This window comes from Bacillus sp. LSHTCR4, from assembly GCF_057197025.1.
Window position 1 is genome coordinate 2,510,904 of sequence record NZ_JBXUNO010000001.1, and the last position, 26,508, is coordinate 2,537,411.

Sequence of the window (26,508 nt, forward strand, 5' to 3'; positions counted from 1 at the left end):
TTAAAACAGACTTTTCCTACTTTTTATTTTAAAAACACATAACAAAAAGTTTGATTTTTGACTTAACACATCACTTCAATTGTAAATCCACCAGGTGCTTCCACGTCAACTCCCCCCACTGAGATAAAGCCTTTCAGTAGGGGCTTGAGTTCGAACACTAGGTCTTTTCGTCTATCGCTAGACAGTTTGACGCTCTAGCATTCATGCTACCCTACGGTAACACCCCAAGTATGTTTTTGGTTGGTACTGACAAAGAACGATTGTTTTCCCACTTGCACCACCCTTTCGAAAAAGAGCAGTTCTCCCTTGTGGAAGAAGCCACCACTCAGATGACTCCGGCGTGTGCTACAAGCCCCGACAAGTCGCGTACACATGGATGGTTGACGCACCCACTAAGCTATGCGCGAAGTAACAGCCTTACGTTTTTTCACTTCTAATAGAATCGGCGTTTTCACTTTCAGATTGTCATCCAATTCTACAACTCCTGATTTTTTCAATATATTCAGCGCACCATTAATATCAGCATGGATACATGTTCCTGCTTTACTTTGATACAGACCACGCGTAATTCGTTTGCCACTAAAGCGATACTGCGTCTTATCATCCTTAGACCAAACCGGAACCGGATCTTTATCAAGAAAACTAGCTTTTGAAGTATAGCTTTCTTCTTGTTTAAAAAAGCGAATGCCTTCTTTTACACATTTATTCTCAATCGCTGCAATCAATTTCTGAAATGGGATTTGAACAAACTTTTGATTATTCTTTTTCCCCATATGAGATTTTTGTTTCCAACCAGCGTTATACCCTATAACAATCGTATCTATATCGAATTCTTTCACTTTTTTGAACAATAGGCCCACAGTTTGTGCAATGTAACCGTTTATTTGTCTTTCTCGTTTATGCCAAAGTGCAGCGATTTTATTCGTTACAATACGTTTTGCAATTCCATTGTCCATATTTTTCTGTTGGAGGTTACATATCATTTTGTTGAAGTACTGGTTTATGGATTTTAGTTTTTTTCCATCAATTAAGAAGGCATCACCTGTATTGGTTACGCAACTTATTAATCTGTCTACACCTAAATCGCAACTCAAAGCGTTACTCGTAGTCGTGGGTTGTTTATTCATTTGAGAAACGTGCATTTCATATGTATAATGCACCTCAAAGAACCGACCTTTTTGCTTCGGTACAATCTCAATGTAGGAGATGTTTTTATTTCTTAAATTTTTTGGCATACGTATTTTAATAGAACCGAATTTTTTTCTAAATGCAACATTCATCGGAATCATCCAATACCCGTTCTCATCCACTTTTGGCACTTGATAGATTTCAATAATTCGTTTGTCAGTGGAACGAGAATAATTCGGAAACTTCGGACGACCTGTGAACTTCTCGGGATTTTTCTTCCACTGTTCCAATGCCTTAAAAAAGCTCTTCCCTTCTGTAAATAAGGCTCTACGAATCGCTTGAACAGAGTTTGATTGAATGCCCGAGTAGTTCATATCATTTTGCATGGCAGTGTCCACTTCTTTGACAGTAGCCATCCTGTTATGATTCAAGTAACTTTGTTTCATCGTGTACAATCCAACATTTCGCAACGCTTTTGAACTATGCGACATACGCTGAAGTAAACGAAATTCTTTTGCAGTCAGACAAGCTCGTCCGATATTCTGTTTCTGCGTGAATCGTTGCATCGTTTCTCTTTTCTTTTGTTTCCGTAATACTTTCACTGCTTTCTTTCTAGCCATTGTTTTCACCACCTTTCTTAGAAGGAGTATTAAAATTATTTTTGACAAATTAATATTTAGAAAGAAATGGAACAAGTAGCGGAATGAGAATCATTATCTAATTTCGTTGTCTTACAATCTATTTCCTCTTTATCTACATGATATCGTAAGAAAAAAAGAAACAAACATTCGTCCTCAAATATTATTATGAGCGAAACAAAAGAGTTCAGCCTACCTGCTGACGGCAATTCATCTCCACCTGAATTGTTGGGTTTCACCCGTAACACAAATCAGATGGAGTCTTCTTTCCGAAAGGATAAACCCATCATTATCACGCATAACTGCAAAGCCATTTCCCCTTGTTCCGCTACAAGTTAAACCAAAATACTTTTCTAAAAACTCTCTTGCAGCTACTACATCTGCAACTGTTAAATTAAGATGTTTAATTCCCAACCCATCACCTTCTTTTTTAATTTTCTAATATTTTATCATATAAAGTGAAACTTTAATCAGTGAGGATTTTGTTCATCCCCACTGATTATTAGTTGAACCAATCGGGCTTTTACGGGCAGTTAATCCTCTACCTAACTTCTTTGCTTCCGCTGAATTTTGAGGTGAGGGTCTTACTGCCCGTTAATGCGGGACAATTAAAAAACACGCCTTTCACAGCGTGTTTCATTGTTTTACATACACTTCAACAATCGGATTGTCTTTATGATCCGCATGCAAGCGTATATTCTCCTCACTTGTACTATAAATGCTAGCTAATAACATAATCGTTAACACATTAGGAGTTTTTGCATCGCTCCCGTATTTCCTTTCTAGCGCTTCCTTATATTCAAAATCCAAGTCCCCTTGCACATATGTATATATTTCAAAGCCATCTTCTAAATTGCAAACTACTGTATCAATAATATCTGCCCCTACTTGCTTCTTCATTTCCTCTCGCAATGCTTCAATAAACTCTTCCCACGGTACTTCGTATGTCTGAAACTGATCTGTAGATTTCATGCCTTTTCCTCCTTATCTATCCTCTTCCTATATTTCCCCTTTCCTATAACAATTATGATAGTTAGGGCATTCGTACAAGCCGCACTTGTCCCCTTTACATATCGTATTACTGTAATGGGGAAGGAGGAATGAATATGCATAGACAAAAATGCTATGATACGTGCCGACGTTATTTCGGTAAAGTCGTTCGCATTGAAGATCGTGATGGTCGCATTCATTTAGGCAAAATAATTGATGTGTCAAAAAACTCTGTTTGGATTGAGCCAGTGCAACAGCACTCATCTTTTGATACTGGATTCGGATACTACGACGCATATGCGAACGGTGGTTGTGATCTTTGCGGCGGCCTTAGCAGGTGTGACAGTTGTGGATTTGGATGTGGTGGTGGATTCAGTAGCTGCGGTTGTGGTGGTCGTGGTTGCAGTAATTGTGGTTGCGGCGGCTGGGGTGGCGGCGGTTGTGGCTGGGGTGTTGAACTCGGATTTGGTTTCATCTTCGGAATTACATTAGCTGCATTATTTTTCATTTAACATAAGTAAAGAGTTGACTATCTTTAGCCAACTCTTTTTCTTTATTTTTCACATATAAAAATACGATGACCTAAAATGTGTTGGTACATAAGTCGTACATTTTCATGCTGTACCCATGCCTCATATAACTCATTGGGAATAAATTGTGATACATTCCATTCCGGCTCTTCTATATAGCCAGAAATCGTTTCGGCAATTGTGCCACCGCCAGCAATTGTAACCCGCTTAAAGTTTGCTTTCTGAAATAATTGTATCCACTCATTCTCAGTTAATAGTTCTTTCATGCCATATAATTGAGCGATTTTTTCTTCCTCTTTCCTCCCAATGTGGGCATTAATAATCATTTCAATTACAACTAACTTTCCGTCCTTCTGTAATACACGATAGCACTCCGATATAACCCTTTCTTTCTCTGTAAAAGCAAGTATTGATTCTCCGAGTATGAATTCAAATGATTCATGCAAACAAGGTAATTGCTCTGCCTTTCCTTCAATTAATTGAATGTCTATTCCTTCAAACGACCATCTATCTTTCGCCTTTTGAATCATAATCTCATTCTGTTCAACCGCCGTTACTTTATAACCATATTCTTTTGTCATATACGCTGCTGTTTTCCCCGTACCGCAGCCTATCTCAAGGACGTTAGCTCCATATCTAAAAGGCAATTGTGTTAACAATTGTTTTGTTAACGTAAAACCGCCAGGATGAGCACTCCCTATTCCGTAATAAGCTAAGAAATCGATGTATGTGTTTCGTTTCATGGGATTCTCCTTTAAATTTTCTATAATACATATATTCCTCCAGAAAAAAAGTGTGCACAGAAAAAAAGCATTTCCAAGTGCTATACCGCAACTTAAAAATGCTCTTATCTTTTTTATTTCTCTTCTACATACGCCCATTTGAAACTATATTCTGGACTAATATTGTGTTTCACGATTCCCTTTATATTTGGTTTCATTACATATGATCTAGCATTTTGATATAAAGGTACGAGAGCTACATCATCTTCAAGTAATATTTTTTCAGCCTTTCCTAACTCTGTCCAACGTTTTTTTGCGTCAGCCATCCATTCTGTCTTACTTTTATTAATAATGTCATCATATTTTGAATTTGAGTAGCTCATCTGGTTTTGCGAATTTTGTGTCTCAAACATATCAAGATATGTCATCGGATCCGCATAATCTGGATTCCAGCCACCATATGAAAAATCATAATCTTGGTCTGATTCTAATTTTAGTTTTTGCTTAAATGGTTGCAGTTTAATATTTACCGTCACGCCTTTTAGGTTTTTTTCAACTTGGTCTTTTACATACTCCCCAACTTTTTTCGCATTACCAGTATCATAATTTAACAGTTCAATCGTTACTTGATCTTTTCCAAGTTCTTTTTTCGCTTCTTCCCAAGCTGCCGCTGCCTTTTTGGAATCTTGTTTTAAACCATTCTTGAACGTTTCTGCGAAATCTTTACCGTCTGGCCCACTCGCCAAACCTTTTGCTACTAAATAATCCACTGGTTTTGAACCATCATTTAAAATAACATTCGTTAAAGCTTTCTTATCAATTGATAATGCAATTGCTTCACGTAATTTTTTACTCTTTAACGGTGTATCTTGCCCGCCACGTTTTTGATTTAGACGTAAGTAAAACGTACTTGTTTCCGAATATGCGCCAAACTCTTCTTTATTATTTCTATACTTATCAACAAATTCACCTGATAAAAGCGCGAAATCAATCGCACCTGTATCGTATAAATTTACTCTAGTAGCTGGTTCTTTTACTACACTATAATTAATTTCTTCTAGTTTTACAGTCTTTTTGTCCCAATACTGCTCATTTTTCTTTAATTTCCAGCCTTGCTCATGCTTCCAATCAGTAAGTACAAATGGACCATTATAAAGTGTTGTATCAGACTCTAAACCAAATTTATTCCCTTTTTCTTTCACGAACTTTTCATTTAATGGATAGTATGACGCAAATGCCATTAAGTTCAAGAAATATGGTACTGGTCTTTCTAGTTCCACTTCAAGCGTATACTCATCTACCGCTTTTACACCTAATGTAGAAACTTCTGCTTTCCCTTGATTAATCGCTTCTGCATTTTTAAGATAGTAAGCGATAAATGCATATTCAGCAGCTGTTTTTGGATCTACTAGACGTTGCCATGCAAATACGAAATCTTTCGCTGTTACAGCATCGCCGTTTGACCACTTTGCATCTTTCCGTAATTTAAATGTATATTTTTTACCATCCTCACTTTTTGTGCTAGATTCTGCTACAGCTGGGATTGGCTTATTATCTTTATCAAGGCGATATAAACCTTCCATTGTGTTTCCTAAAATTTGCGCACCAAGTGTATCTGTACTTTTTGAAGTATCCATTGTCGGAATTTCATTCGTTTCTGTACGATTTAGCACTTGCTTGGCCGCATATTTAATATCAGTTTTCTTCTCTTCCCCACCATTATTAGACGTTGTAGTCGGTTTCTTCTCCCCACCAGAAGATCCAGAACATGCTGTTAAAGCCATACTCATTGCCAAAACTGGTGCTACAACTGCCGTGAATTTTTTCATCTTTTTCTTCATTCTTATACCCTCCCCAATTATATGTAAGAAACTAACTTTGAGAGATTTTCTATGAACTTAGTTATTAATATCGTTTCACTAATTAACATCCTGTTAATTATCCTCATTTTTGAAGTTTCACTTATTTTATTTTTATAGTAACTAAGTATTTTACTATTACTACTATACGAATTCTCCCCCATCTACTATATGTCAGTACTACTTTTCTTATTCTTCTCTATTTAATTTAATAGAAAAAGAGCGTGTTAAAGGTAATTATCTTTTAACACGCTCTTTTTTATTATTTGCCTTCCGTTACATAAGCCCACTTAAAGCTATACTCTGGACTAATGTTATGTTTCACAATGCCTTTTATATTCGGTTTCATTACATATGCTCTACCTGTTTGATATAAAGGTACCATCCCTGCATCTTCTTCAAGTAATAATTTTTCTGCTTTACCTAACGTCTCCCAACGTTTCTTCGCATCAGACATTAACTCATTACCTGCTTTTTTCACCATTTCATCATATTTCGGATTCGAATAACTCATTTGGTTATATGGGCTCTTCGATTCAAACATATCAATAAATGTCATTGGATCCGAATAATCTGGGCTCCAACCTGCAAATGAAATTTCATAATCTTGTGCTGATTCTAATTTTAGTTTTTGTTTGAACGGCTGAATTTTCGTATTAACCGTTACACCCTTTAAGTTTTTCTCAATTTGATCTTTAAAGTAGTCAGCAATTTTTTTCGCTGTTCCATCATCATAGCTTAGTAATTCAATTGTCACTTGATCTTTTCCAAGTTCTTTTTTAGCTGCTTCCCAAGCTGCTGCACCTTTTTTCGGATCATATTTCAGACCATTTTTAAATGTATCTTGGTAATCTTTACCGTCTGGTCCTGTCGCAAGCCCTTTTGGTACTAATTGATCTGTTGCTTTTGAACCGTTATTTAAAATAACGTTTGCTAAACCTTTTTTATCAATTGATAATGCGATTGCTTCACGTAGTTTTTTGCTCTTTAACGGTGTATCTTGTCCATTACGTTTTTGATTTAAACGTAAGAAGAATGTACTTGCTTCTGAATATTCACCATACTCTTCTTTATTCGATTTATATTTATCAACGAATTCCCCTGATAATAGTGTGAAATCAATTGATCCTGTATCATATAAGTTTACTTTCGTCGCAACTTCTTTTACTACACTATAGTTAATTTCTTCTAATTTCACAGTTTTATTATCCCAGTACTTATCATTTTTCTTTAGCTGCCATCCTTGTTCATGTTTCCATGAAGCCATAACGAACGGTCCGTTATACAACGTTGTATCTGCTTCTAAACCGAACTTATCTCCTTTTTCTTTTACGAACTTTTCATTTAAAGGATAGTACGATGGGAATGCCATTAAATTCAAGAAATATGGCACTGGTTTTTCTAATTCTACTTCTAGCGTATAATCATCTACCGCTTTTGCCCCTAAATCTGTTAGTGGCTTTTCACCTTTATTAATTGCCTCTGCGTTTTTAATATAGTAAGCGATAAACGCATATTCTGCCGCTGTATTTTTATCAAGTAAGCGTTGCCATGCGTATACGAAATCTTTCGCTGTTACAGGATCACCGTTTGACCATTTTGCATCTTTACGTAGTTTAAATGTATATTTTTTGCCATCCTCGCTTTTCGTACTAGATTCTGCTGCAGCTGGGATCGGCTTATTATCTTTATCTAATCGATATAAACCTTCCATTGTGTTCCCTAAAATTTGAGAACCTAATGTATCAGTAGATTTCGAAACATCCATCGTCGGAATCTCTTGATTCTCTGTACGATTTAACACTTGTTTCGCTGCGTATTTAATTTCAGATTTTTTCTCTTCCCCACCACCGCTAGACGTCGTAGTTGATTTCTTCTCCCCACCAGATCCAGAACAAGCTGTCAACGCCATACTCATCGCTAAAACTGGCGCCACAACCGCCGTGAACTTTTTCATCTTTTTCTTCATTTTTGTACCCTCCCCAATTATATGTACGAAACTAATTTTGATAGATTTTCTAATAACTAGTTATCAGAAAATTCTTATTAATTAATATTCTACTAACTTTTCGGATTTTGTAAAGTTATTTTTAAAATATTCTAAAAATTATTTTTTTGTGATAGTAACGAGTATTCTTTACAATTATCACGATACAAGTTCTTTCTTACATCTATCTATCTATTTATTTACATGTATTCTCATAATAAAAGAGCATTCCAAAAGTAAATCGTCTACTTTTAGAATGCTCTATCATTTTATCTTTCTATTGTGGACAACAAGGTTCTCACTACAAAATAAGCTAAGAAACCTATATACATCCACTTAAATATAGCCTCACTGCTTAAAAATTATTTTCCATCTTTTTCAGTCATGTACGCCCACTTGAAGCTATACTCTGGGCTAATGTTATGGTGAACGATGCCTTTTGCATTTGGTTTTTGAACGTATGCATCACCACGTTGGTATAAAGGTACAAGTGCTACATCTTGCTCAAGAAGTAATTTCTCAGCTTTTCCTAGCTCTTCCCAACGTTTCTTCGCATCACCCATTAATTCTCCGCCAGCTTTTTTGATCATATCATCATACTTCGGATCAGCGAAGCTCATTTGGTTATGAGAATGATTAGACTGGAACATATCTAAGAATGTCATTGGGTCAGCGTAGTCAGGTCCCCAACCAGCATATGATAAATCATAATCTTGCTCTGTTTCTAATTTCAGCTTTTGTTTGAATGGCTGAAGTTTAATATTAACAGTTACACCTTTTAAGTTTTTCTCAATTTGATCTTTTACATATTCCCCAACTTTTTTCGCATTACCAGTGTCATAGTTTAATAGCTCAATTGTAACTTGGTCTTTTCCAAGCTCTTTTTTCGCTTCTTCCCATGCAGCTGCTGCTTTTTTCGCATCTGGTTTAATACCATTTTTAAATGTTTCTTGGAAGTCTTTACCGTCTGGTCCAGTTGCTAATCCTTTCGGTACTAAGAAGTCCGCAGGCTTAGATCCATCATTTAAAATAACATTTGATAAATTCTTTTTATCAATTGATAATGCAATTGCTTCACGTAATTTTTGGCTCTTTAACGGTGTATCTTGCCCGCCACGTTTTTGGTTCATACGTAAGAAGTAAGTACTTACTTGTGAGTATGTGCCAAACTCTTCTTTATTGTTTCTATACTTATCAACGAATTCACCTGATAGAAGCGCAAAATCAATTGCATTTGTATCATATAAGTTTACTCTTGTCGCTACTTCTTTTACTACACTATAGTTAATTTCGTCTAGTTTTACAGTCTTTTTATCCCAATATTGATCGTTTTTCTTTAGTTTCCAGCCTTGCTCATGCTTCCAATCAGTAAGAACGAACGGTCCGTTATATACTGTCGTATCAGACTCTAAACCGAATTTATCCCCTTTTTCTTTTACGAATTTCTCATTTAACGGATAGTACGATGGGAATGCTACTAAGTTTAAGAAATATGGTACTGCTTGTTCTAATTCAACTTCTAAAGTAAGATCGTCTACTGCCTTTACTCCTAGTTCTGTTACAGGTTTTTCACCTTTATTAACAGCTTCTGCATTTTTAATTGGGAATGCGATAAATGCATACTCAGCAGCTGTTTTTGGATCTAATAGACGTTGCCAAGCATATACGAAATCTTTTGCTGTTACAGGATCACCATTTGACCATTTTGCATCTTTACGTAATTTGAATGTATATTTTTTACCATCCTCACTCTTCGTACTTGATTCCGCAGCAGCTGGGATTGGTTTGTTATCTTTATCTAATCGATATAAACCTTCCATTGTGTTCCCTAAAATTTGAGAACCTAATGTATCTGTATTTTTAGAAGTATCCATTGTTGGAATCTCATTTGTTTCTGTACGGTTTAGCACTTGTTTCGCTGCTAATTTTTCTTCTGATTTGCTATCTCCGCCAGAGCTAGAATTTGTGCTTGTCTTCTTATCTCCGCCTGATGTAGAACATGCTGTTAGTGCCATACTCATTGCTAAAACTGGTGCTACAACTGCTGTTAGTTTTTTCATTTTTTTCTTTTTCACTTTCTGTACCCTCCCTAATTCTTAACGCTCTCATTTAAGAATTTTCTGATAATTCTGTTTTTCTTTATATATTTATCAGAAGATTCTTATTAACTATTATTCTACTAATTTTTCGAGTTTTGTAAAGTGTTATTATTGAAAATTTTTAAAAAATTATTTTTTTACAGTAATATTCATAAAAATTCCATAATTCTTTAAAACACTATACCTAATTGAATTCTATGTATTGATTTAATAGTCTTTATATCCTTTCACTATAAAACACTTGTAAATTATTGTTAATAAATAATGTATATCGTAACAAACCTCTTTTCTACAAAAATAAAAAAGTCAGCAAAGCTGACTTTTTACCCGGCCATTTTTTCTCTTTTCATTTCCTCTACTACTTTCATATATTTCTCGTTATCAAATTCATTTTCACTTTTTGCAACAACTACAGTCGCAATACCGTTACCAATTAAATTAACGATAGCACGTGCTTCTGACATGAAACGATCTACACCAAGTAATAGCGCTAACCCTTCTAGTGGGATAACATTCATTGCTGACAAAGTAGAGGCTAATACAATAAATCCCCCGCCTGTTACTGCCGCTGCTCCTTTAGATGTAACTAATAAAATAGCTATTATAGTTAATTGTTGACCTAGTGAAAGGTCGACGTGAAAGACTTGCGCTAAAAATATAGTAGCCATGGATAAATAAATTGTTGTTCCATCTAAATTAAAAGAGTACCCCGTCGGAATGACTAAACCTACTACCGGCTTCGAACATCCGAAGTCTTCCATCTTTGTCATCATTCACGGCAATACTGATTCTGATGATGATGTCCCAAGAACAATAAGTAATTCTTCTTTAATATGCGCTAAATATTTCCACAAACTAAATTTGTAAAATTTACAAATGAAATTTAAAACAATAAAAACAAATAATGCCATTGTTGCATATACACAAATCATTAATTTACCAAGTGGAATAAGTGTACTTAAACCATATTTGCCAATTGTAAACGCCATTCCACCGAATGCTCCAACCGGTGCTAATTTCATTACAATTGATAAAATGTTAAAAAATACTTTCGATAATCTTTCAAAAAAGTCGATAACTGGTTGTCCATTTTTCCCTAGCATCGTTAACCCTGCACCGAATAAAATGGAGAAGAACAGAACTTGTAAAATGTCACCTTTCGCAAATGCTTCAAACATGTTAGACGGCACAATATGTAAAAAGAAATCCATCCATTTCATTTCTTGCCCGCTTTGTACATATTGTGAAACATCTCCGCCTTTTAGTTTCGAGGGATCTAATCCATCTCCTGGACGTACAACATTCGCTACGATGATACCAATAATTAAAGCCGCTGTTGTAACAATTTCAAAATATAATAGTGCCTTCCCACCAACACGACCTACCTTTTTCATACTTCCCATACTTGCAATACCAAGCACAATTGTTAAAAAGATAATCGGTGCAATAACCATTTTAATCATATTGATGAACGTTTCACCAATTGGCTTCATCTCTTGTCCAACACTCGGCCAAATTGCTCCTACTGCAATACCACAAATAATGGCCACAATAACTTGAAATGTTAAATTCTTTACGATTCTCATTTTTGATACTCCCCTGTTTCTTTCATTTCTCCCATACTATTTCAATAATTGCTAATGATATATTCTATGTAATAGCCCCCCTGTTATTTCACTTAAACTACAACTTTATGTTACACTATTATCTTAAATTCGAAAATAGTATATAACATTTGTGCATAAACGACATACTATTTAACGTAATAAAAAAGCAGACATTACATCTGCTTTAATTCTCCTCAATCTGCTTTTCACTTAATCCTAGATGTGTTCTAAGCGTATTGCTCAAACTCTGTAGATCTTTTTTATTAGGATTATAATAATATACACGTTGCCCATTTGGACCATTAGGTAAATATAAATCATCACCAGCTAATTGTATTTTTTCAACTGAACTGTTTAAACCGTATTTATAAAAAGATAAAATATCATCCATTACTAAATTTGTTTTAAAATCACCGTCAACCGCCTCAACTATTTTTTCTAGCTTCGTAATCGATCCTACACTTTTTAATTTACTTAAAATCGCTTCCATAACAAGTTGTTGGCGCTGTCCTCTCATTGCATCACTATCAATATGACGCGTTCTTGCTAATGCAAGTGCTTCTTCTCCTGTTAATTTTTGTAGTCCTTTTTTCAAATGGATCGCGTCAGGTTCATCTTTACTATTTTGCTCCGTAAATTCAACTGGGACATCTACTTCAATCCCATCTAACCCATCAACAATTTTAGTAAATGAATTAAAATTAAACTTTACAAAATAATCAACAGGCACTTGTAATAACTTTTCTACTGCTTCCACTGAAGCTTGCGGCCCTCCATCTTTACCATTTTTAACAAAACCACTTCCATATGCATGCGTTATTTTATCTTTTTTCTTTTCAACCGGAACATATGTGTATGTATCACGTGGTATGCTCGTTAATTTCACAGTCTTATCATCTTTATTAAAAGTAGCTAACAGTAGCGCATCTGTATGAAATGCACCATTATACTCCTTTTGTCGTTCTTGATTTTCATCAATTCCCATAATTAAAAGTGAAACATTATTAGTAATCGGTTTTACCGTTTCCTCACGTAAATTTGATTTTTCACCACGTGCTAAATTAACATTTGATTTTTGTACGAGATTAGAAGTTTTCATATATACGTAAGTACCATATCCAAATCCGCCAAATAGTAATATCGCTAACAATACACTTATTATCGTTGTCTTTTTATATTTTCGTTTATTTTTCTTTTCTCTTGAAGAAGAGTGATTCTCCATATAGTTTCCTCCGTTTTCTATTCATCTAATATATTTTTCACTTTCTCATAATTATCGCTTTCCTTTTGAAATGTATTCTCTTTCAATCCTTTGTTTATTTGTATCCATTCAGTTGTAATCGAATATTGAATCATACCTTCGTGGAAACTAAGGAATTTTAGCATAATCCCTGTATTTTTCTCTACAACCATTTCAAACTTCCCTCTTAAATCTTCAGATGTACTTACAGGCATTTCTATATTTATTGTCCCTTCTATTTTGTAGCAATCAAGTCCAAGATACTTCGTTTCTTTATAATTCCAATCTTTATATCGAATTAATAGATCAGCAAATTCGGATTGAATACTATACTTAGCGAATCCCACATATTCATCATCATATCTTTTTTTCTCACCTGATTTTCTCAATACCCTTTCCGTAGGATTTAATTTTAATAATTCATTGTTTCTTTCTTTTTGGTTCCATTTTGTCTCTTTGTATGTATACTTCTCGTCATCAAACTCTTTTTTCTTGCCCTCGTTATATATAATTGTTCGTTTTTTCGCTAGTTTATCTTCTTTCGAAGAGACACCTCTTTGTTTCTCCGTATCAATCGCATACCTGTATGTTGTAGCAATTCTTGACGAACTAGAATATTCCTCAAATTGTCCTGAAATATTATTAAAATGATCAATGGAATCTAGCATCTTTTCATGAATCTTTTCTTTATCTGGATAATTTGCATTCGCTTTTATTTCTTCTTCATTTTCGTAATCAGAAAATGCCTTTTTCTTTACATATTCAAACACTCCGCCGTTTTGAGCAAAAATTTGATCAGAAAACTCCGACATGGACACAATTGAAAGTGCTAGAACAGCAGCACTTATAACCATCATATAAACTCTGTAACCTTTCTTTTTTACCGGAAGATTATGTAGTGTACGATTAATCTTTTCATTTAACTCTGGTGGCACTATTACATTCTCTTCGTTTATTCTCTTTTTTAATTTCTCATCAAATAATTTTTCATCATCCATCCTTTGCACCCCCTATTCCATCTTTAATCGTTTCTGTAGTTGTTCCCTCGCACGTGCCAATCTCGATTTCACTGTTCCTTTTGGTACTTCTAAAAGCTTTGCTATACTCTCTTGATTCATATCTTCATAATAATAAAGCACCGTAACAGCTCTTAACTCTTCATGTAACGATTGAATCGCATTACACAAATCTATATCTTCATACTGATCGCACGCACTCATATTGTAATCATTCTCTTCTGTCACAATTATCTTTTTATATGTTCTAATAATGTTATTACATTCATTTATTAAAATTCGAATTAACCAAGTTTGAAAAAACTCTTCCTTCTTTAATTTTTTTATATTTTCATAGGCTTTTAAAATTGTTGTTTGTATCGCATCCTCTATATTTGTCTCATCACGTAACATAGCCTTTGCAATACGATACATCTTTACTTTTTCTGTATGTATAAGCGTCATAAATGCTTCATGATCACCTTTTTTCGCTAAAGAAACATCCGTTTCTTCTTTTACAATCATTTTATACAAAGGGATTACTTTCACAATTGCTCCTCCTGTTTCATCCTCGCTTCAAATTTAACTTTACATGTATTAGACGTAGGAACCTAGGAAAAGGTTCATTTTTTTGAATATTTTTACATAAAAAAAAGAATCTCTCCCAAAATCTTCCCTAAATGAATAAAACCCACAAAGAAAATTTATTTTCTCTGCGGGTTTTAATTTCTCTCTTCGAACGACCATTTCTTCTCTGCTTGTTTGAGGAATTTATGAGCCAAGGCGATCCGTCAAAACTCAATCCTTCCCTTTGCTAATCCTCTTAATGAGAATCGAAGAAACGATTCATCCGTTTCCTCCTCATCAAAAAAAGCCCACTTTTCCAGTGGACTTTCTACTTTATAACGGTAAATCCCTCTTCTTAAACACTATAATTGCTACCATGAAAATACAAAGTGCTCCAGCTGTTAAACCTATACTCACTGGCCATATATTATACGTTCCCTCAGCAATTTCTTTCGGACGAAATAGCGTAAATAATGATATATTTCTCATCCACTCTAACTTATCGCTTAATTTACCTACCATATCCGTTACGAAAAATAAAATTGTTAAACTCGCTGAGTAGCTAAGTGCCTTTCTTTCGTCATTACATATACAAGAAAAGAAAAATGAATAAGCACTAACGACTAAAAATATGAGCCCTCCCACTACGTTTATCTTCAGGAATAACTCTTTATTTAAGTTATTATCTTCTAAAAACCACTCTGCACCTACTATACCCGCTACATACGTAACAGCTACAATAATCAGTAGTCCCAATATGAGAATAGACGCTTGTGTAATAGCAATTTGCACTCTAGATACAGGTGTTGCTAGCAAGTATGCCATTGCTCCTTTATCAACATGACGAGCAATTAAATGCGTTGCAACTGTTACGCAAAAAATCGTTAAAATAATAATAAACAATAGACTATAATATTCGCCAGCTAAAAAATCCATTACGTTTTGAATCGGACTTTCCATGCCAACAATTTTTTTCACACTATCCGGCATAGCACTTATTAATTCATTTAGTCCTTTCGCTGATACCATTGAAGGGAATATCCAAATTAACAACCATAAATAAAGTGCAGCACCCGTAGCATAACTTAAAATACTTTTTTGCGCTTCTTTCAAACTAGCTGAAAACAGTTGCTTATTCATGCTTTACCCCTTCTTTCTTATCGTAATAATGCATAAATAAATGTTCTAAATCCATTGCTCTCGTTTGAAGTGCCGTTACATTATAGTTTGAAAGTATTTGTAAAACAGTTTGATAGTTTCCTTGTACGATAATCGATGCTTCTCTACCTTTCACCGCTTCAAATTGCAAGTTACATTGCGTAAGAGATTCAATCTCTTCCTCTGATGATACGGTTACATCTATTACCTGTCGTCTCATGCTTTGTAAATCATGAATATTTTCAACCGTTACAAGGCGACCATCTTTAATAATCGCTACTCGATCACACGTACGTTCAATTTCAGTAAAAATATGCGACGACATAAGAATTGTTTTTCCTCTTTGCTTTTCCTCTACTATTAAATCTATAAACACTTGTTGCATAAGCGGATCAAGTCCTGATGTTGGTTCATCTAAAATTAACACTTTCGGATCATGCATAAAAGCCGCAACAATCCCTACTTTTTGCTTCATTCCTTTAGACATTTTTCGAATCGGTGTTTTTACATCAAATTGCAGACGTTCTATTAGTTCATCTCGTCTTTTCGTATCCTTTAGCCCGCGCATTCCTTGCATTAACTTCAGAAATTCTAATCCGTTCATTCCTTCAATAAAAGAAATTTCTCCTGGTAAATAACCGACTTCTCTTTGAATTTTCGCAGCATCATCCCAACAATCTAATCCGAAAATGGAAGACTTTCCTTCTGTCGGTTTTATAAATCCCATTAAATTACGAATTGTTGTGGATTTCCCTGCACCATTCGGCCCTAAGTAACCGAACACTTCTCCTTCTTTTACATCAAAGGTTATATGAAACAAACCTTTTCCATTTGAAAACTGTTTTGTGACATTTTGAACTGAAATCATAATTCCACCTCATTTTTTGAAATATTTGATGTATGATATTTCAAAATTATTGTACTCCTCATCTTTCATATTCGCAACAACTTTTTGAAATATTTATATGTACATATTTCAAAAATATTGTTTTCCATTATTTTTTCTTGTATATTTTAATTGAGGTGATTGCATTGAACGGCTTTGAAAAAGTGAAAGAAAAGAAAAAACGCGCTATTAAAGAGGCAGCCTTCTTATTATTTTCAGAACGCGGATTTAATGAAGTGAAAATAGAACATATCGCAAAAGAAGCAAACGTTTCTCAAGTTACCATTTATAATCATTTCGGAAGTAAAGACGCGTTATTTCGAGAGCTTATACAAGAATTTATTATATCTGAATTTCAATATTATAAAGATCTTGCAGCGGAAAAATTACCTTTTCATGATATGATGCAAAAAATGATTGTAAGAAAAATGAATACTGGTGGGTTATTTCAGCCGGATATGTTACTACAAATGATGCAAAGAGATGAAGAGCTCCGAGATTTTATTTATAGTTATCAAAACGAAAAAATCTTGCCTTGGTATTTAGAAATATTAGAACAAGCACAGCAAAAAAATGAAATTAACCCCCACCTTACTAAAGAAATGATGTTGCTATACATTCAAATGTTCACTAAATTAGGTGATGATTTCGGGGCACAGCTTCTCGAAGGAGATCGTGAAAAACATATACAAGATATCGTTACGATGTTCTTTTATGGACTGTCCGTCCCAGAAAAATAATTGTTTCTAAAAACAAATAAAATCACCAAAAAGCCCTTTGGACATTTAAATCTCAAGGGCTTTTTCATATCAAATAAATAGCTAAAACTAACTTTATCTTAAAGAAGTTAAATGCTGCTTTATAGATAACACCTTATTATAGATTAACTCTTTTAGCATAACAGGCTGAATTGAGATAATCGTTTCACCGAAATTCAGAAAATAGTTCGAGATAAAATCAACTTCTTGTTTATTGAAATAGCCTGTTATAATATAATTTTCATTTTCCTTTTGCATCCTCATGGAAGGGTAATTCTCTTTATCAAAAATGTCTTTTCCTCTTTGATTAACAATGACACTAAAATCCGTTGCATCAGGCTTCCTATGAAAAGTAGTAAGATAACTTAATAATTCTTCAAGATTTTTTGGATGCATATTACTTGTTTCCACAATAGAAAGAATTTTATCACATCTAATTATTTGAACATGATTTGTCTCAAAATTAAAGATTTTAGCATACCACTGGCCAAATTTAGATTCGATTCGAATAAATTGGGCGACCAATACTTTCTCCTCATCTTTTTTTACATATGTTACATGATAAACTCGCTCAGCAAAAATCCCCTGTAAAATTTCTTTTAAGAATGGACTAAAATTACTATGATTTGTTACTTCAAAGGAAAGCGTTCGTTCCATAATCGAAATGTTTTTACTCACATTATCAGGTAGTACATGTTTAAATTTATTTTCAAGCGCAATACTTTCTATATTAAATGGTTTTGTCTTGTATCCATTTAGTGTAAGAATTGAAAAGTATAACGCATACATTTCATCCACACTAAAATAAATTGGAGATAATACACTATTTTCTCTAATTTTATAACTTCCATTTCTACCTAGTTCAGAATATATTGGTACACCTATTTCTTCCAATGATTGAATATCTCGTAAAGCTGTACTTTTAGAAATATCATATCTAACCATTAAATCTTTTAAATTAAAATATCTTTTATTATTTAAGAAAATAAGCATATCATTTATTCGTTCCGTTTTTTTCATATTTCCCTCCCGAAAGGTGTCATGTATTGAAACCTTTTTAGTCTATATTATAATTATTAACGAATAAAGGAGTTGTGAATTTATGACATTAGAAATAGCTATTTTTCTCTCAATGAATGGGCAAGCAAAGGAGGCAATTCATTTTTATACACGTAATTTAGAAGCCAAAAAGTTAATGATGGTTACGTATGAAGAACTGGCGAAAAGAGATAGTTCTTTCAAAATTACAAGTGAAAATAAAGATCATATTGCTCACTCTGTTTTACAAATTGGGAATACAAAGCTAATGATAGCAGAAGATACAATGAATCCTAATGAACGTTATAACATTGGAAATAACATGTCACTTTGCATTCAAAGCGCTAATTTAGAAGAAATACAAAGATTTTATAATAATTTAACTTCCGATAAGAATGTGAAGGTAATCTCTCCACTAGAAAAAAATATATTTAGTGAAGCATATGGTATTATTGAAGACCCTTACGGCATACAAATCCAGTTAATGTATGACAAACGATTAAGCTAAATAATTAGCCATAGTCACATATCCCTAGTAAAAAAGACACGAAATTCGTGTCTTTTTTATTTTACAGTGATAACTCTACCCGTTTCACTACTTTCAACCGCTAATTGAATCAACTTAATTACTTCTAAACCTTCTTGCGCTGTTACAGGTGGTTTCTCACCATTTACAATGCTATCTCTTACACCTTTATAATACATGTCATAACAACCGACTTCTGTCGGAATACGTACGAACTCTTCTTCTGTTTCTAGAGTAGCAAAATTCTCTTCAACGTCTACTCCATAACCGTTATCGCCTGGCTTCATTCCATTTTTTAATTGTTCTTCCTGTGAATCCATACCGTATTTCACGATAGAACCTTTATCTCCATGCAGTGTAAAGTGTGGACCTGCTTGCTTTACGTAACTGCTACTATGTAAAGTGACACGTTTCACACCGTAGTGAAGTATAACATGGAAGTAGTCATCAATTTCTGCCCCCGGTCGCTGTTTGATTACATCTGCACTTATCGCATTTGGTTTCCCGAATAATGATAATGCTTGATCAATTAAATGCGATCCTAAATCATATAATATTCCTGATCCTGGTAAGTTCTTTTCTCTCCAGCGATCACGTACATGTGGACGGAAACGATCAAAATGCGCTTCATATGCGTATAGATTTCCTATTCTATTTTCTTCTAACAATTTCTTGATCGTTAAGAAATCATTATCAAAACGACGATTATGATATACACTTAATACCACATTATGCTGTTCTGCTAATGAAATAAGCTCTTCTCCTTCTTCAATTGAAACAACAAATGGTTTCTCTACAACAACATGCTTACCGTTTAATATTGCTTCTTTTACATATGGAAAATGAGTTGTATTTGGTGAAGTAATGACGACTAAGTCAATATCAGCTCGCTTCACCAATTCATCAATTGTACTAACGACGTTAGCATTCGGTAATGTTTCTTTTACTACCTCTTCTTTTGAAGATAATACGGCACGAATATCGTATTCTTCTATCGTTTGTAATAATGGGATATGAAATGTTGTACTAGAAAATCCAAAACCTACAATCCCTACACCTATTTTTTTCATGTTACCCCTCCATTTATCCTGCTATTTGTAGGCAGTAAGCCCCCCACTGATTAAAGTTTCACTTTATGAGAACGATTTCATTCAGTTATTATAACAAGATTATTATTATTTACATAATAAATTGCCTAGAAAAAAGCACCTTGCCATTATTCATAGCAAGATGCTTTTTTTATTCCGGTCGTTTTTTCGTCCACGTTTCAATAACTTCACCAGTATCATTAACATCTAGTACTAAACTACCGTTACTATACCTGTCCTTATTTCGATACGCTTTCGGATCAATTTCTTCTACGATATGTTTCTCTGTCTTCATGTAAACTAGTTCATCGTCTCTAACGATTTCAATACCGACAATGCGATATGGATTACGTTTTAACTCTTTGAAAATAACAAGACCTCGCTTCGCCCTCGTTGATTTCTCAATTTCTGATGCTTTTAAGCGTTTTACAGCACCGCGCTGCGTTACGAGAATAAGTTGATCTTTGTCACCATTTAATGGTTTACCAGAAGCGACATAGTCATCTTCTTTTAAATTAATTGCTTTCACACCAGCGGCTCTTACACCGACTGGACTTACTTCATCTTCATGGAAAATAAGTGCATATGCACCGTGTGTAGCAAGAACGATATCACTCGTTCCATCTGTCGCAAATATATCAACAACTTCATCATCTTTTTTCAAGTTTACAGCAACGAACGCTCTTGAGTAACGCTGTACTTTATATTGGTTTAATTCTGTCTTCTTAATCATACCATTCTTTGTTACAAATACGATAAATCGCTTTTCTTCCTCAAAGTTCGGTACGACAGTTGCCCAAATAATGGTTTCATCCCGATCGAGTGAAACGATATTAGCAACGTGTTGACCTAAATCTTTCCAACGAATATCTGGCATTTCGTATACTGGCAGATATATATAGTTTCCTTTATTCGTAAATAAGAGGACTGTCTCTGTCGTATTCGTATCGAATCGTTCAAGTAAGATGTCACCCTCTTTCATACCGAAGTCTTTGCCATTTGAGGCATTATGTGAGCGCCATCCAGTACGTTTCACATATCCTTCTTTCGTTACAGTAACGATGACATCTTCTTGTGGGATCATCACTTCTACATCGATTTTAATTTCCTCGATCTGATCTTCAATAATCGCGCGTCGATCATCACTATATGTTTTCTTAACTCTCTTTAAATCTGTTTTAATGACTTGAAGTAATCTTTTTTCACTTTGTAAAATTGCCTGTAGCTCAATAATTTTCTTATTAAGCTCATCTGCTTCTTGTTGTAGTGCTGTAATATCTGTATTCGTTAAACGATATAATTGCAAGGATACAATTGCTTCCGCTTGCGCTTCTGTAAAACCAAATTTCGCACTTAAATTATCTTTTGCATTACGCTTATCTTTTGAAGCTCGAATCGTTTCAATAACTTGATCTAAAATCGATAATGCTTTCTTTAAACCTTCTACAATATGTTGACGATTTTCCGCCTTTCGTAATTCATATTGTGAACGTCTCGTAACAACTTCTTTTTGATGGCCAATATAAGCATCCAAAATTTTCGGTAATGTCATAAGCGTTGGACGACGATTATTAATCGCTACCATATTAAAGTTATATGGTATTTGCAAATCTGTATTTTTATATAAATAATTTAAAATACCTTCAGAATTTGCTTCTTTTTTTAATTCTACGACAATGCGAAGACCTGTACGATCTGTCTCATCACGTACTTCAGCAATGCCATCTAATTTTTTATCTAGACGTAATTCATCCATTTTCTTAACAAGGTTTGCTTTATTTACTTCATATGGAATTTCAGTAATTACGATTTGCTGTTTCCCACCACGAACCGTTTCAACTTCTGCTTTCCCGCGAATAATAATTTTACCTTTACCTGTTTCATACGCCTTTTTAATACCATCAATCCCTTGAATAATACCGCCAGTTGGGAAATCTGGACCTTTCATAACTGTCAATAAATCATCAACAGTACTATTCGGCTTATCAATGCGCATCATTGTAGCATCAATAACTTCTCCAAGATGATGCGGAGGAATTTCTGTTGCATAACCAGCAGAAATTCCTGTAGATCCGTTCACTAATAAGTTCGGGAACGCTGCTGGTAAAACAACCGGTTCTTCACTCGTATCATCAAAGTTTGATACGAATTCTACTGTTTCTTTGTCAAGATCACGTAATAACTCAGATGCAATTGGTGATAATCGGGCTTCCGTATAACGCATTGCTGCTGCTGGATCTCCGTCAACACTACCGTTATTACCATGCATTTCAACTAAAACATTACGTACTTTCCAAGTTTGGCTTAAACGTACCATCGCCTCATATACAGAGGAATCACCATGCGGATGATAATTACCGATAACGTTACCGACTGTTTTAGCTGACTTACGGAACGCTTTATCGTGTACGTTTCCTTCTACATACATAGAATATAAAATACGTCTTTGTACCGGCTTTAAACCGTCACGCGCATCTGGAAGTGCGCGATCTTGAATAATATATTTACTATAACGTGCAAAGCGGTCACCTAACACGTCTTCAAGCGGGAGGTCATGAAACTTCTCTGCTTGCATGTTATTCCACCTCCGTCTCCATAATCATTTCATTTTCTAAAATATTTCCTTCTTCTTGCATACCGAACTGTACATTACGCTCAATCCATTTACGACGCGGTTCTACTTTATCACCCATTAACGTTGTAACGCGGCGTTCTGCCCTAGCTGCATCATCAATTTTCACACGAATTAATGTACGCGTTTCAGGATTCATCGTTGTTTCCCATAATTGATCCGCATTCATTTCACCAAGCCCTTTATAACGCTGTAACATATAACCTTTTCCAACTTTTTTCGTTACACCGTCTAATTCTTCATCTGACCAAGCGTATTCGATTACTTCACTTTTCCCTTTTCCTTTACTTACTTTGTATAAAGGTGGCAGTGCGATAAATACTTTACCAGCTTCGATAAGTGGTTTCATATATCTGTAGAAGAATGTTAATAACAATACTTGAATGTGCGCCCCATCTGTATCAGCATCGGTCATGATGACAACTTTATCGTAGTTAATGTCTTCCACATCAAATTCATTGCCTACGCCGCCGCCAATCGCATAAATAATTGTATTAATCTCTTCGTTTTTAAAGATATCAGCAAGCTTTGCTTTTTCTGTATTAATTACTTTACCACGTAATGGTAATACCGCTTGGAAACGTCGATCTCGTCCTTGTTTCGCAGAACCACCGGCAGAGTCACCCTCTACTAGGTACAGTTCATTTTTCTGCGGGTTACGTGATTGTGCGGGTGTTAACTTACCACTTAATGTACCTTCTGATTTCTTTTTCTTTTTACCAGTACGCGCTTCCTCTCTCGCTTTACGAGCGGCTTCACGTGCTTGTGCTGCTTTAATTGCTTTTCTCACAAGAAGTGTAGCTACGTCCGGGTTTTCTTCTAAAAAGTAAGCTAAATGCTCTGATACAATGGCATCAATTGAAGAGCGAGCTTCACTTGTACCTAGTTTCCCTTTCGTTTGTCCCTCAAACTGAAGTACTTCTTCTGGTACACGTACAGAAACGATAGCCGCTACACCTTCACGAATATCTGTACCTTCTAAGTTTTTATCTTTTTCTTTTAATAGTGCTACTTTACGAGCATACTCATTGAACACACGCGTCATTGCTGTCTTAAATCCAGCTTCATGTGTTCCACCATCTTTTGTACGTACATTATTTACAAACGAAAGAATATTTTCTGAGTAGCCATCGTTAAATTGAAATGCTAATTCTGCTTCAATCCCATTTTGTTCACCAGTGAAGTATACAACTGGGTGAATTGAATCTTTTTCTTCGTTTAAATAGGAAACGAAAGCTTCAATTCCTGTTTCATAATGAAAGACATCTTCTAAATCATTTCGCTCATCTTTTATTGAGATTTTCATCCCTTTTAATAAGAATGCAGATTCGCGTAATCTCTCACATAATGTTTCATAATTGTAATTTGTTGTGCTGAAAATCGTTGTATCTGGTTTAAAATGCATTGTCGTACCAGATTCTTTCGTCTTTCCGATTTTCTCAAGCGTCGTTACAGGAACACCACCATTTTCAAAGCGTTGTTCATAAATATTTCCGTCACGCTTAATCGTTACGACTAACCATTCAGACAAGGCATTTACAACTGATGCCCCAACACCGTGTAAACCACCACTCGTTTTGTAACCACCTTGACCAAACTTACCACCGGCATGAAGTACAGTTAAAATAACTTCTGGTGTAGGTTTTCCAAGCTTATGCATTCCCGTAGGCATTCCTCGCCCTTTATCTATAACGCTAATACTATTATCTTTATGTATTACGACAGAAATTTCGTCGCCAAATCCCGCTAACGCTTCATCAACGGAGTTATCTACTATTTCGTATACTAAATGATGCAATCCACGGCTGTCCGTGCTCCCGATATACATACCCGGGCGTTTTCGAACGGCTTCAAGTCCTTCTAACACTTGAATCGCATCTTCATTATATTGGAACTGATGCTTCGCCAAACTCCTTGCCCCTTTCCTAATCCAAAATCAGAACATATGTTTCTATTATAGAATAACGCCTCGACTATCGTTTTGGCAAGTTATCTTATCTCTTTTATATACCATTTTCAATAGAAAAATCCTTGTTTTTTCACAAGGATTCCTCTAGGCTACTATTTCAGAAAAATAATCGTTTGTCAACGAGAAATGGATATGTATGCCAAGATTACACATTCCAAACCTTTTTTATGATCCAAATGATCAATATCCAAAACGGGATTACAAGTAACAATCCCCACAAACAGCCTTTAAAAAATCTCATGATGAACACCTCGTTCATCGTCCCCTATATATGTAACTAGGGCTGAAGCAATCTTCCTACCTTTACAATCTATACTATTTTGTCATCGCATGTTCTACTTTTATACAACGATCCATTATTACAGTATAGTCTTTTTCTTTTAAAAGTTTGTATGTATCTTCATCTTGTACTCCTAATTGTGCCCAAAAAACATCTGCATCAATCTCTACAAACTCTTTTGCAACATCCATTAAAAATTCTGAACGGCGGAATACATTTACAATATCAACATGTTCCTTAATATCCTTTAGTGAAGCAACTGCTTTTTCTCCAAGCACCTCATCTACTGTTGGGTTTACTGGAATAATGCGATACCCAGCATCTTGCATTGCTTTTGAAACCATATACGATGTACGTTCTGGCTTATCCGATAAACCAACAACTGCAATCGTTTTGCTTTTCTTTAATACTTCACCAATTTCCGTACGGGTTGGGTTTTCAATTGTCATAATTTATCCCTCCTATTCCTTTAGTATAGCCGATAAAGAAAGTCTCTTTCAATATGAAAGAGACTTTCTTTTATTCCGATTATTGATTCTTTGTAGCTGAGTTATCTGCTAAAGTAGCTGTTTTCGTCATTTTTTGACCGTTACGGTAGAATGTAACTTCCACTTTCTCGCCTACTTTTTTCTTCTCATATAAATATTTACGGAATTGAAGTGAATTTTCTACTTTTTGATTATCTAATGCTACTACAATATCATATTGTTCTAAACCAGCTTTTTCAGCAGGTGATATTGGGTAAATTTTACCTAATACAACGCCGTTTGTTACGTCTTTCGGTACTTTCAATTGATTTACTGCATAAGCTTGCACATCTTCTAATGAAACGACACCTACTCCAAGAGCTGGACGTTTTACTACTCCGTCTTTTTCAAGTGATTCAATAACTGGCTTTGCGATGTTAATTGGAATAGCAAATCCAATCCCTTCAACTTCTTGTTGTGCAATTTTACTTGAATTAATTCCAATTATTTCACCGTTTTGGTTAAATAACGCACCACCACTGTTACCTGGATTAATTGCTGCATCTGTTTGAATAACTTGTGCTTGCCAATCTGGGCGCTTATCGCCATCGATATCTACTGGAATTTCACGTTCTTTACTACTAATAATGCCTTCCGTTACACTTCCATCAAACCCTAATGGGTTACCGATTGCAATTGCTTTTTCACCCGCACGGATTTTACTAGAATCGCCCAAAGTGGCAACTTTATTTACATTAGCCCCGTCAATTTCAACAACAGCTAAATCTAACCATGGATCTTTTCCTACTAGTTTTGCATCTACCTTTTTACCATCACTTAGTTTTACAGCAAGTTTATTTGCTCCATCTACTACATGGTTGTTCGTTACAATATATGCTTTATTTCCTGCTTTTTTATAAATAACACCTGATCCTGATCCAGCTTGTTGTTCTTGACCTGTCGGTTGCATTGCAAATGGATCAATACTTTGTTGCATATTAATAACACCTACAACAACATCTTTCGCGCCTTCAATCATACCAGGTAAATCCGTTTCATTTTTTGCTTTATTGACAACAGGAACTACAGTACCTTCAACTTTTGAGTCCGAACTAAATGATGATACAGCCGCTCCATTATTTTGAGCCCATGGCATATAAGGTGCCGCAAAACTAATTGAAACAGCCCCAACTACAGCTCCGACTAAACCTGTGAAAAAATAACCTTTTTTACTACCTGATTTTCTCACTTCTCTCGTTTCACTATGCTCTTCATTTAAATTTGGTCCGTCGTAATATCCCATGTTTTACTTCCCCTCTCTGGTGAATTCGTATTTTCAGTATA

Annotated in this window: 20 protein-coding genes and 2 pseudogenes; 3 read left to right on the forward strand and 19 right to left on the reverse strand. The window is 34.9% G+C overall.

What is annotated here, in order from left to right:
• Window positions 1-392: 392 nt before the first annotated feature.
• The 3 genes and pseudogenes from AC2CGR_RS12850 to AC2CGR_RS12860 all read right to left on the reverse strand — a co-directional run bounded on the left by AC2CGR_RS12850 (window position 393) and on the right by AC2CGR_RS12860 (window position 2,738).
• Window positions 393-1,748, reverse strand: a complete 1,356-nt coding sequence (locus AC2CGR_RS12850) for an RNA-guided endonuclease TnpB family protein (RefSeq protein WP_131100516.1) — start codon at window positions 1,746-1,748, stop codon at window positions 393-395.
• Between the two features lie 288 nt (window positions 1,749-2,036).
• Window positions 2,037-2,180 (reverse strand): annotated as a pseudogene (locus AC2CGR_RS12855) (VOC family protein); the annotation flags it as partial.
• Window positions 2,181-2,402: 222 nt separating this feature from the next.
• Window positions 2,403-2,738 carry a hypothetical protein gene (locus AC2CGR_RS12860; RefSeq protein WP_029439686.1) on the reverse strand — a complete coding sequence of 112 codons (336 nt, stop codon included), beginning with the start codon at window positions 2,736-2,738 and terminating at the stop codon, window positions 2,403-2,405.
• A gap of 134 nt (window positions 2,739-2,872) precedes the next feature.
• Here AC2CGR_RS12860 and AC2CGR_RS12865 point away from each other — a divergent pair, with 134 nt between their 5' ends.
• Window positions 2,873-3,268 (forward strand): hypothetical protein, encoded by a 396-nt coding sequence (locus tag AC2CGR_RS12865; protein ID WP_087967311.1) that lies wholly within the window; start codon window positions 2,873-2,875, stop codon window positions 3,266-3,268.
• 41 nt (window positions 3,269-3,309) lie between these two features.
• On the opposite strand, the gene AC2CGR_RS12870 is transcribed toward AC2CGR_RS12865, so the two are convergent.
• From AC2CGR_RS12870 to AC2CGR_RS12915, 10 genes and pseudogenes are all read right to left on the reverse strand, one after another.
• Window positions 3,310-4,029, reverse strand: coding sequence for a class I SAM-dependent methyltransferase (locus AC2CGR_RS12870; RefSeq protein ID WP_087967309.1), 720 nt, complete (start codon window positions 4,027-4,029; stop codon window positions 3,310-3,312).
• Window positions 4,030-4,142: 113 nt separating this feature from the next.
• On the reverse strand, window positions 4,143-5,849 hold the full coding sequence (locus AC2CGR_RS12875) for a peptide ABC transporter substrate-binding protein (protein WP_087967307.1): 1,707 nt from the start codon (window positions 5,847-5,849) through the stop codon (window positions 4,143-4,145).
• Window positions 5,850-6,129: 280 nt separating this feature from the next.
• Window positions 6,130-7,836, reverse strand: a complete 1,707-nt coding sequence (locus AC2CGR_RS12880) for a peptide ABC transporter substrate-binding protein (RefSeq protein WP_000728446.1) — start codon at window positions 7,834-7,836, stop codon at window positions 6,130-6,132.
• Window positions 7,837-8,216: 380 nt separating this feature from the next.
• Entirely contained in the window at window positions 8,217-9,929 is a 1,713-nt protein-coding gene (locus AC2CGR_RS12885) for a peptide ABC transporter substrate-binding protein (protein WP_140349799.1), read from the reverse strand.
• 347 nt (window positions 9,930-10,276) lie between these two features.
• Window positions 10,277-11,539, reverse strand: a pseudogene (locus AC2CGR_RS12890) (dicarboxylate/amino acid:cation symporter).
• A gap of 205 nt (window positions 11,540-11,744) precedes the next feature.
• Window positions 11,745-12,782: an LCP family protein gene (locus AC2CGR_RS12895; protein WP_000427602.1), complete on the reverse strand. Its 1,038-nt coding sequence runs from the start codon at window positions 12,780-12,782 to the stop codon at window positions 11,745-11,747.
• Between the two features lie 17 nt (window positions 12,783-12,799).
• Window positions 12,800-13,798, reverse strand: a complete 999-nt coding sequence (locus AC2CGR_RS12900) for an anti-sigma factor (protein ID WP_087967305.1) — start codon at window positions 13,796-13,798, stop codon at window positions 12,800-12,802.
• 12 nt (window positions 13,799-13,810) lie between these two features.
• A complete protein-coding gene (locus AC2CGR_RS12905) occupies window positions 13,811-14,344 on the reverse strand; it encodes a sigma-70 family RNA polymerase sigma factor (RefSeq protein WP_087967303.1) in 534 nt (177 codons plus the stop codon).
• A 351-nt stretch (window positions 14,345-14,695) separates the two neighbouring features.
• Window positions 14,696-15,502, reverse strand: a complete 807-nt coding sequence (locus tag AC2CGR_RS12910) for an ABC transporter permease subunit (protein ID WP_087967300.1) — start codon at window positions 15,500-15,502, stop codon at window positions 14,696-14,698.
• Window positions 15,495-16,388, reverse strand: a complete 894-nt coding sequence (locus tag AC2CGR_RS12915) for an ABC transporter ATP-binding protein (RefSeq protein ID WP_087967298.1) — start codon at window positions 16,386-16,388, stop codon at window positions 15,495-15,497. The genes AC2CGR_RS12910 and AC2CGR_RS12915 overlap by 8 nt, the downstream gene beginning before the upstream one ends.
• A gap of 155 nt (window positions 16,389-16,543) precedes the next feature.
• Here AC2CGR_RS12915 and AC2CGR_RS12920 point away from each other — a divergent pair, with 155 nt between their 5' ends.
• Complete coding sequence (locus AC2CGR_RS12920; RefSeq protein WP_270185582.1) at window positions 16,544-17,146, forward strand: TetR/AcrR family transcriptional regulator; 603 nt, start codon at window positions 16,544-16,546, stop codon at window positions 17,144-17,146.
• A gap of 93 nt (window positions 17,147-17,239) precedes the next feature.
• On the opposite strand, the gene AC2CGR_RS12925 is transcribed toward AC2CGR_RS12920, so the two are convergent.
• Window positions 17,240-18,184: a helix-turn-helix transcriptional regulator gene (locus AC2CGR_RS12925; RefSeq protein ID WP_484480895.1), complete on the reverse strand. Its 945-nt coding sequence runs from the start codon at window positions 18,182-18,184 to the stop codon at window positions 17,240-17,242.
• Window positions 18,185-18,266: 82 nt separating this feature from the next.
• Here AC2CGR_RS12925 and AC2CGR_RS12930 point away from each other — a divergent pair, with 82 nt between their 5' ends.
• The gene (locus tag AC2CGR_RS12930) at window positions 18,267-18,710 is read left to right on the forward strand and encodes a VOC family protein (RefSeq protein WP_087967291.1); all 444 of its coding nucleotides are present in this window, start codon (window positions 18,267-18,269) and stop codon (window positions 18,708-18,710) included.
• Window positions 18,711-18,766: 56 nt separating this feature from the next.
• Here AC2CGR_RS12930 and AC2CGR_RS12935 read toward each other — a convergent pair whose 3' ends face one another.
• The 5 genes from AC2CGR_RS12935 to AC2CGR_RS12955 form a co-directional block, all read right to left on the reverse strand.
• Complete coding sequence (locus tag AC2CGR_RS12935; protein ID WP_087967289.1) at window positions 18,767-19,798, reverse strand: oxidoreductase; 1,032 nt, start codon at window positions 19,796-19,798, stop codon at window positions 18,767-18,769.
• Between the two features lie 169 nt (window positions 19,799-19,967).
• The gene (gene parC / locus AC2CGR_RS12940) at window positions 19,968-22,391 is read right to left on the reverse strand and encodes a DNA topoisomerase IV subunit A (protein WP_001147477.1); all 2,424 of its coding nucleotides are present in this window, start codon (window positions 22,389-22,391) and stop codon (window positions 19,968-19,970) included.
• A 1-nt stretch (window position 22,392) separates the two neighbouring features.
• Complete coding sequence (gene parE, locus AC2CGR_RS12945; protein WP_061657340.1) at window positions 22,393-24,357, reverse strand: DNA topoisomerase IV subunit B; 1,965 nt, start codon at window positions 24,355-24,357, stop codon at window positions 22,393-22,395.
• Between the two features lie 375 nt (window positions 24,358-24,732).
• Window positions 24,733-25,146 carry a CoA-binding protein gene (locus AC2CGR_RS12950; RefSeq protein WP_000151382.1) on the reverse strand — a complete coding sequence of 138 codons (414 nt, stop codon included), beginning with the start codon at window positions 25,144-25,146 and terminating at the stop codon, window positions 24,733-24,735.
• A gap of 79 nt (window positions 25,147-25,225) precedes the next feature.
• On the reverse strand, window positions 25,226-26,467 hold the full coding sequence (locus AC2CGR_RS12955) for a S1C family serine protease (RefSeq protein ID WP_087967287.1): 1,242 nt from the start codon (window positions 26,465-26,467) through the stop codon (window positions 25,226-25,228).
• Window positions 26,468-26,508 lie beyond the last annotated feature (41 nt).

Bases quoted from the DNA above. Each gene is read 5' to 3' on its own strand.
- AC2CGR_RS12850 (WP_131100516.1), bottom strand. From the start codon at position 1,748: ATGGCTAGAAAGAAAGCAGTGAAAGTATTACGGAAACAAAAGAAAAGA.
- AC2CGR_RS12860 (WP_029439686.1), bottom strand. From the start codon at position 2,738: ATGAAATCTACAGATCAGTTTCAGACATACGAAGTACCGTGGGAAGAG.
- AC2CGR_RS12865 (WP_087967311.1), top strand. From the start codon at position 2,873: ATGCATAGACAAAAATGCTATGATACGTGCCGACGTTATTTCGGTAAA.
- AC2CGR_RS12870 (WP_087967309.1), bottom strand. From the start codon at position 4,029: ATGAAACGAAACACATACATCGATTTCTTAGCTTATTACGGAATAGGG.
- AC2CGR_RS12875 (WP_087967307.1), bottom strand. From the start codon at position 5,849: ATGAAGAAAAAGATGAAAAAATTCACGGCAGTTGTAGCACCAGTTTTG.
- AC2CGR_RS12880 (WP_000728446.1), bottom strand. From the start codon at position 7,836: ATGAAGAAAAAGATGAAAAAGTTCACGGCGGTTGTGGCGCCAGTTTTA.
- AC2CGR_RS12895 (WP_000427602.1), bottom strand. From the start codon at position 12,782: ATGGAGAATCACTCTTCTTCAAGAGAAAAGAAAAATAAACGAAAATAT.
- AC2CGR_RS12900 (WP_087967305.1), bottom strand. From the start codon at position 13,798: ATGGATGATGAAAAATTATTTGATGAGAAATTAAAAAAGAGAATAAAC.
- AC2CGR_RS12910 (WP_087967300.1), bottom strand. From the start codon at position 15,502: ATGAATAAGCAACTGTTTTCAGCTAGTTTGAAAGAAGCGCAAAAAAGT.
- AC2CGR_RS12915 (WP_087967298.1), bottom strand. From the start codon at position 16,388: ATGATTTCAGTTCAAAATGTCACAAAACAGTTTTCAAATGGAAAAGGT.
- AC2CGR_RS12925 (WP_484480895.1), bottom strand. From the start codon at position 18,184: ATGAAAAAAACGGAACGAATAAATGATATGCTTATTTTCTTAAATAAT.
- AC2CGR_RS12930 (WP_087967291.1), top strand. From the start codon at position 18,267: ATGACATTAGAAATAGCTATTTTTCTCTCAATGAATGGGCAAGCAAAG.
- AC2CGR_RS12935 (WP_087967289.1), bottom strand. From the start codon at position 19,798: ATGAAAAAAATAGGTGTAGGGATTGTAGGTTTTGGATTTTCTAGTACA.
- parC (WP_001147477.1), bottom strand. From the start codon at position 22,391: ATGCAAGCAGAGAAGTTTCATGACCTCCCGCTTGAAGACGTGTTAGGT.
- AC2CGR_RS12950 (WP_000151382.1), bottom strand. From the start codon at position 25,146: ATGACAATTGAAAACCCAACCCGTACGGAAATTGGTGAAGTATTAAAG.
- AC2CGR_RS12955 (WP_087967287.1), bottom strand. From the start codon at position 26,467: ATGGGATATTACGACGGACCAAATTTAAATGAAGAGCATAGTGAAACG.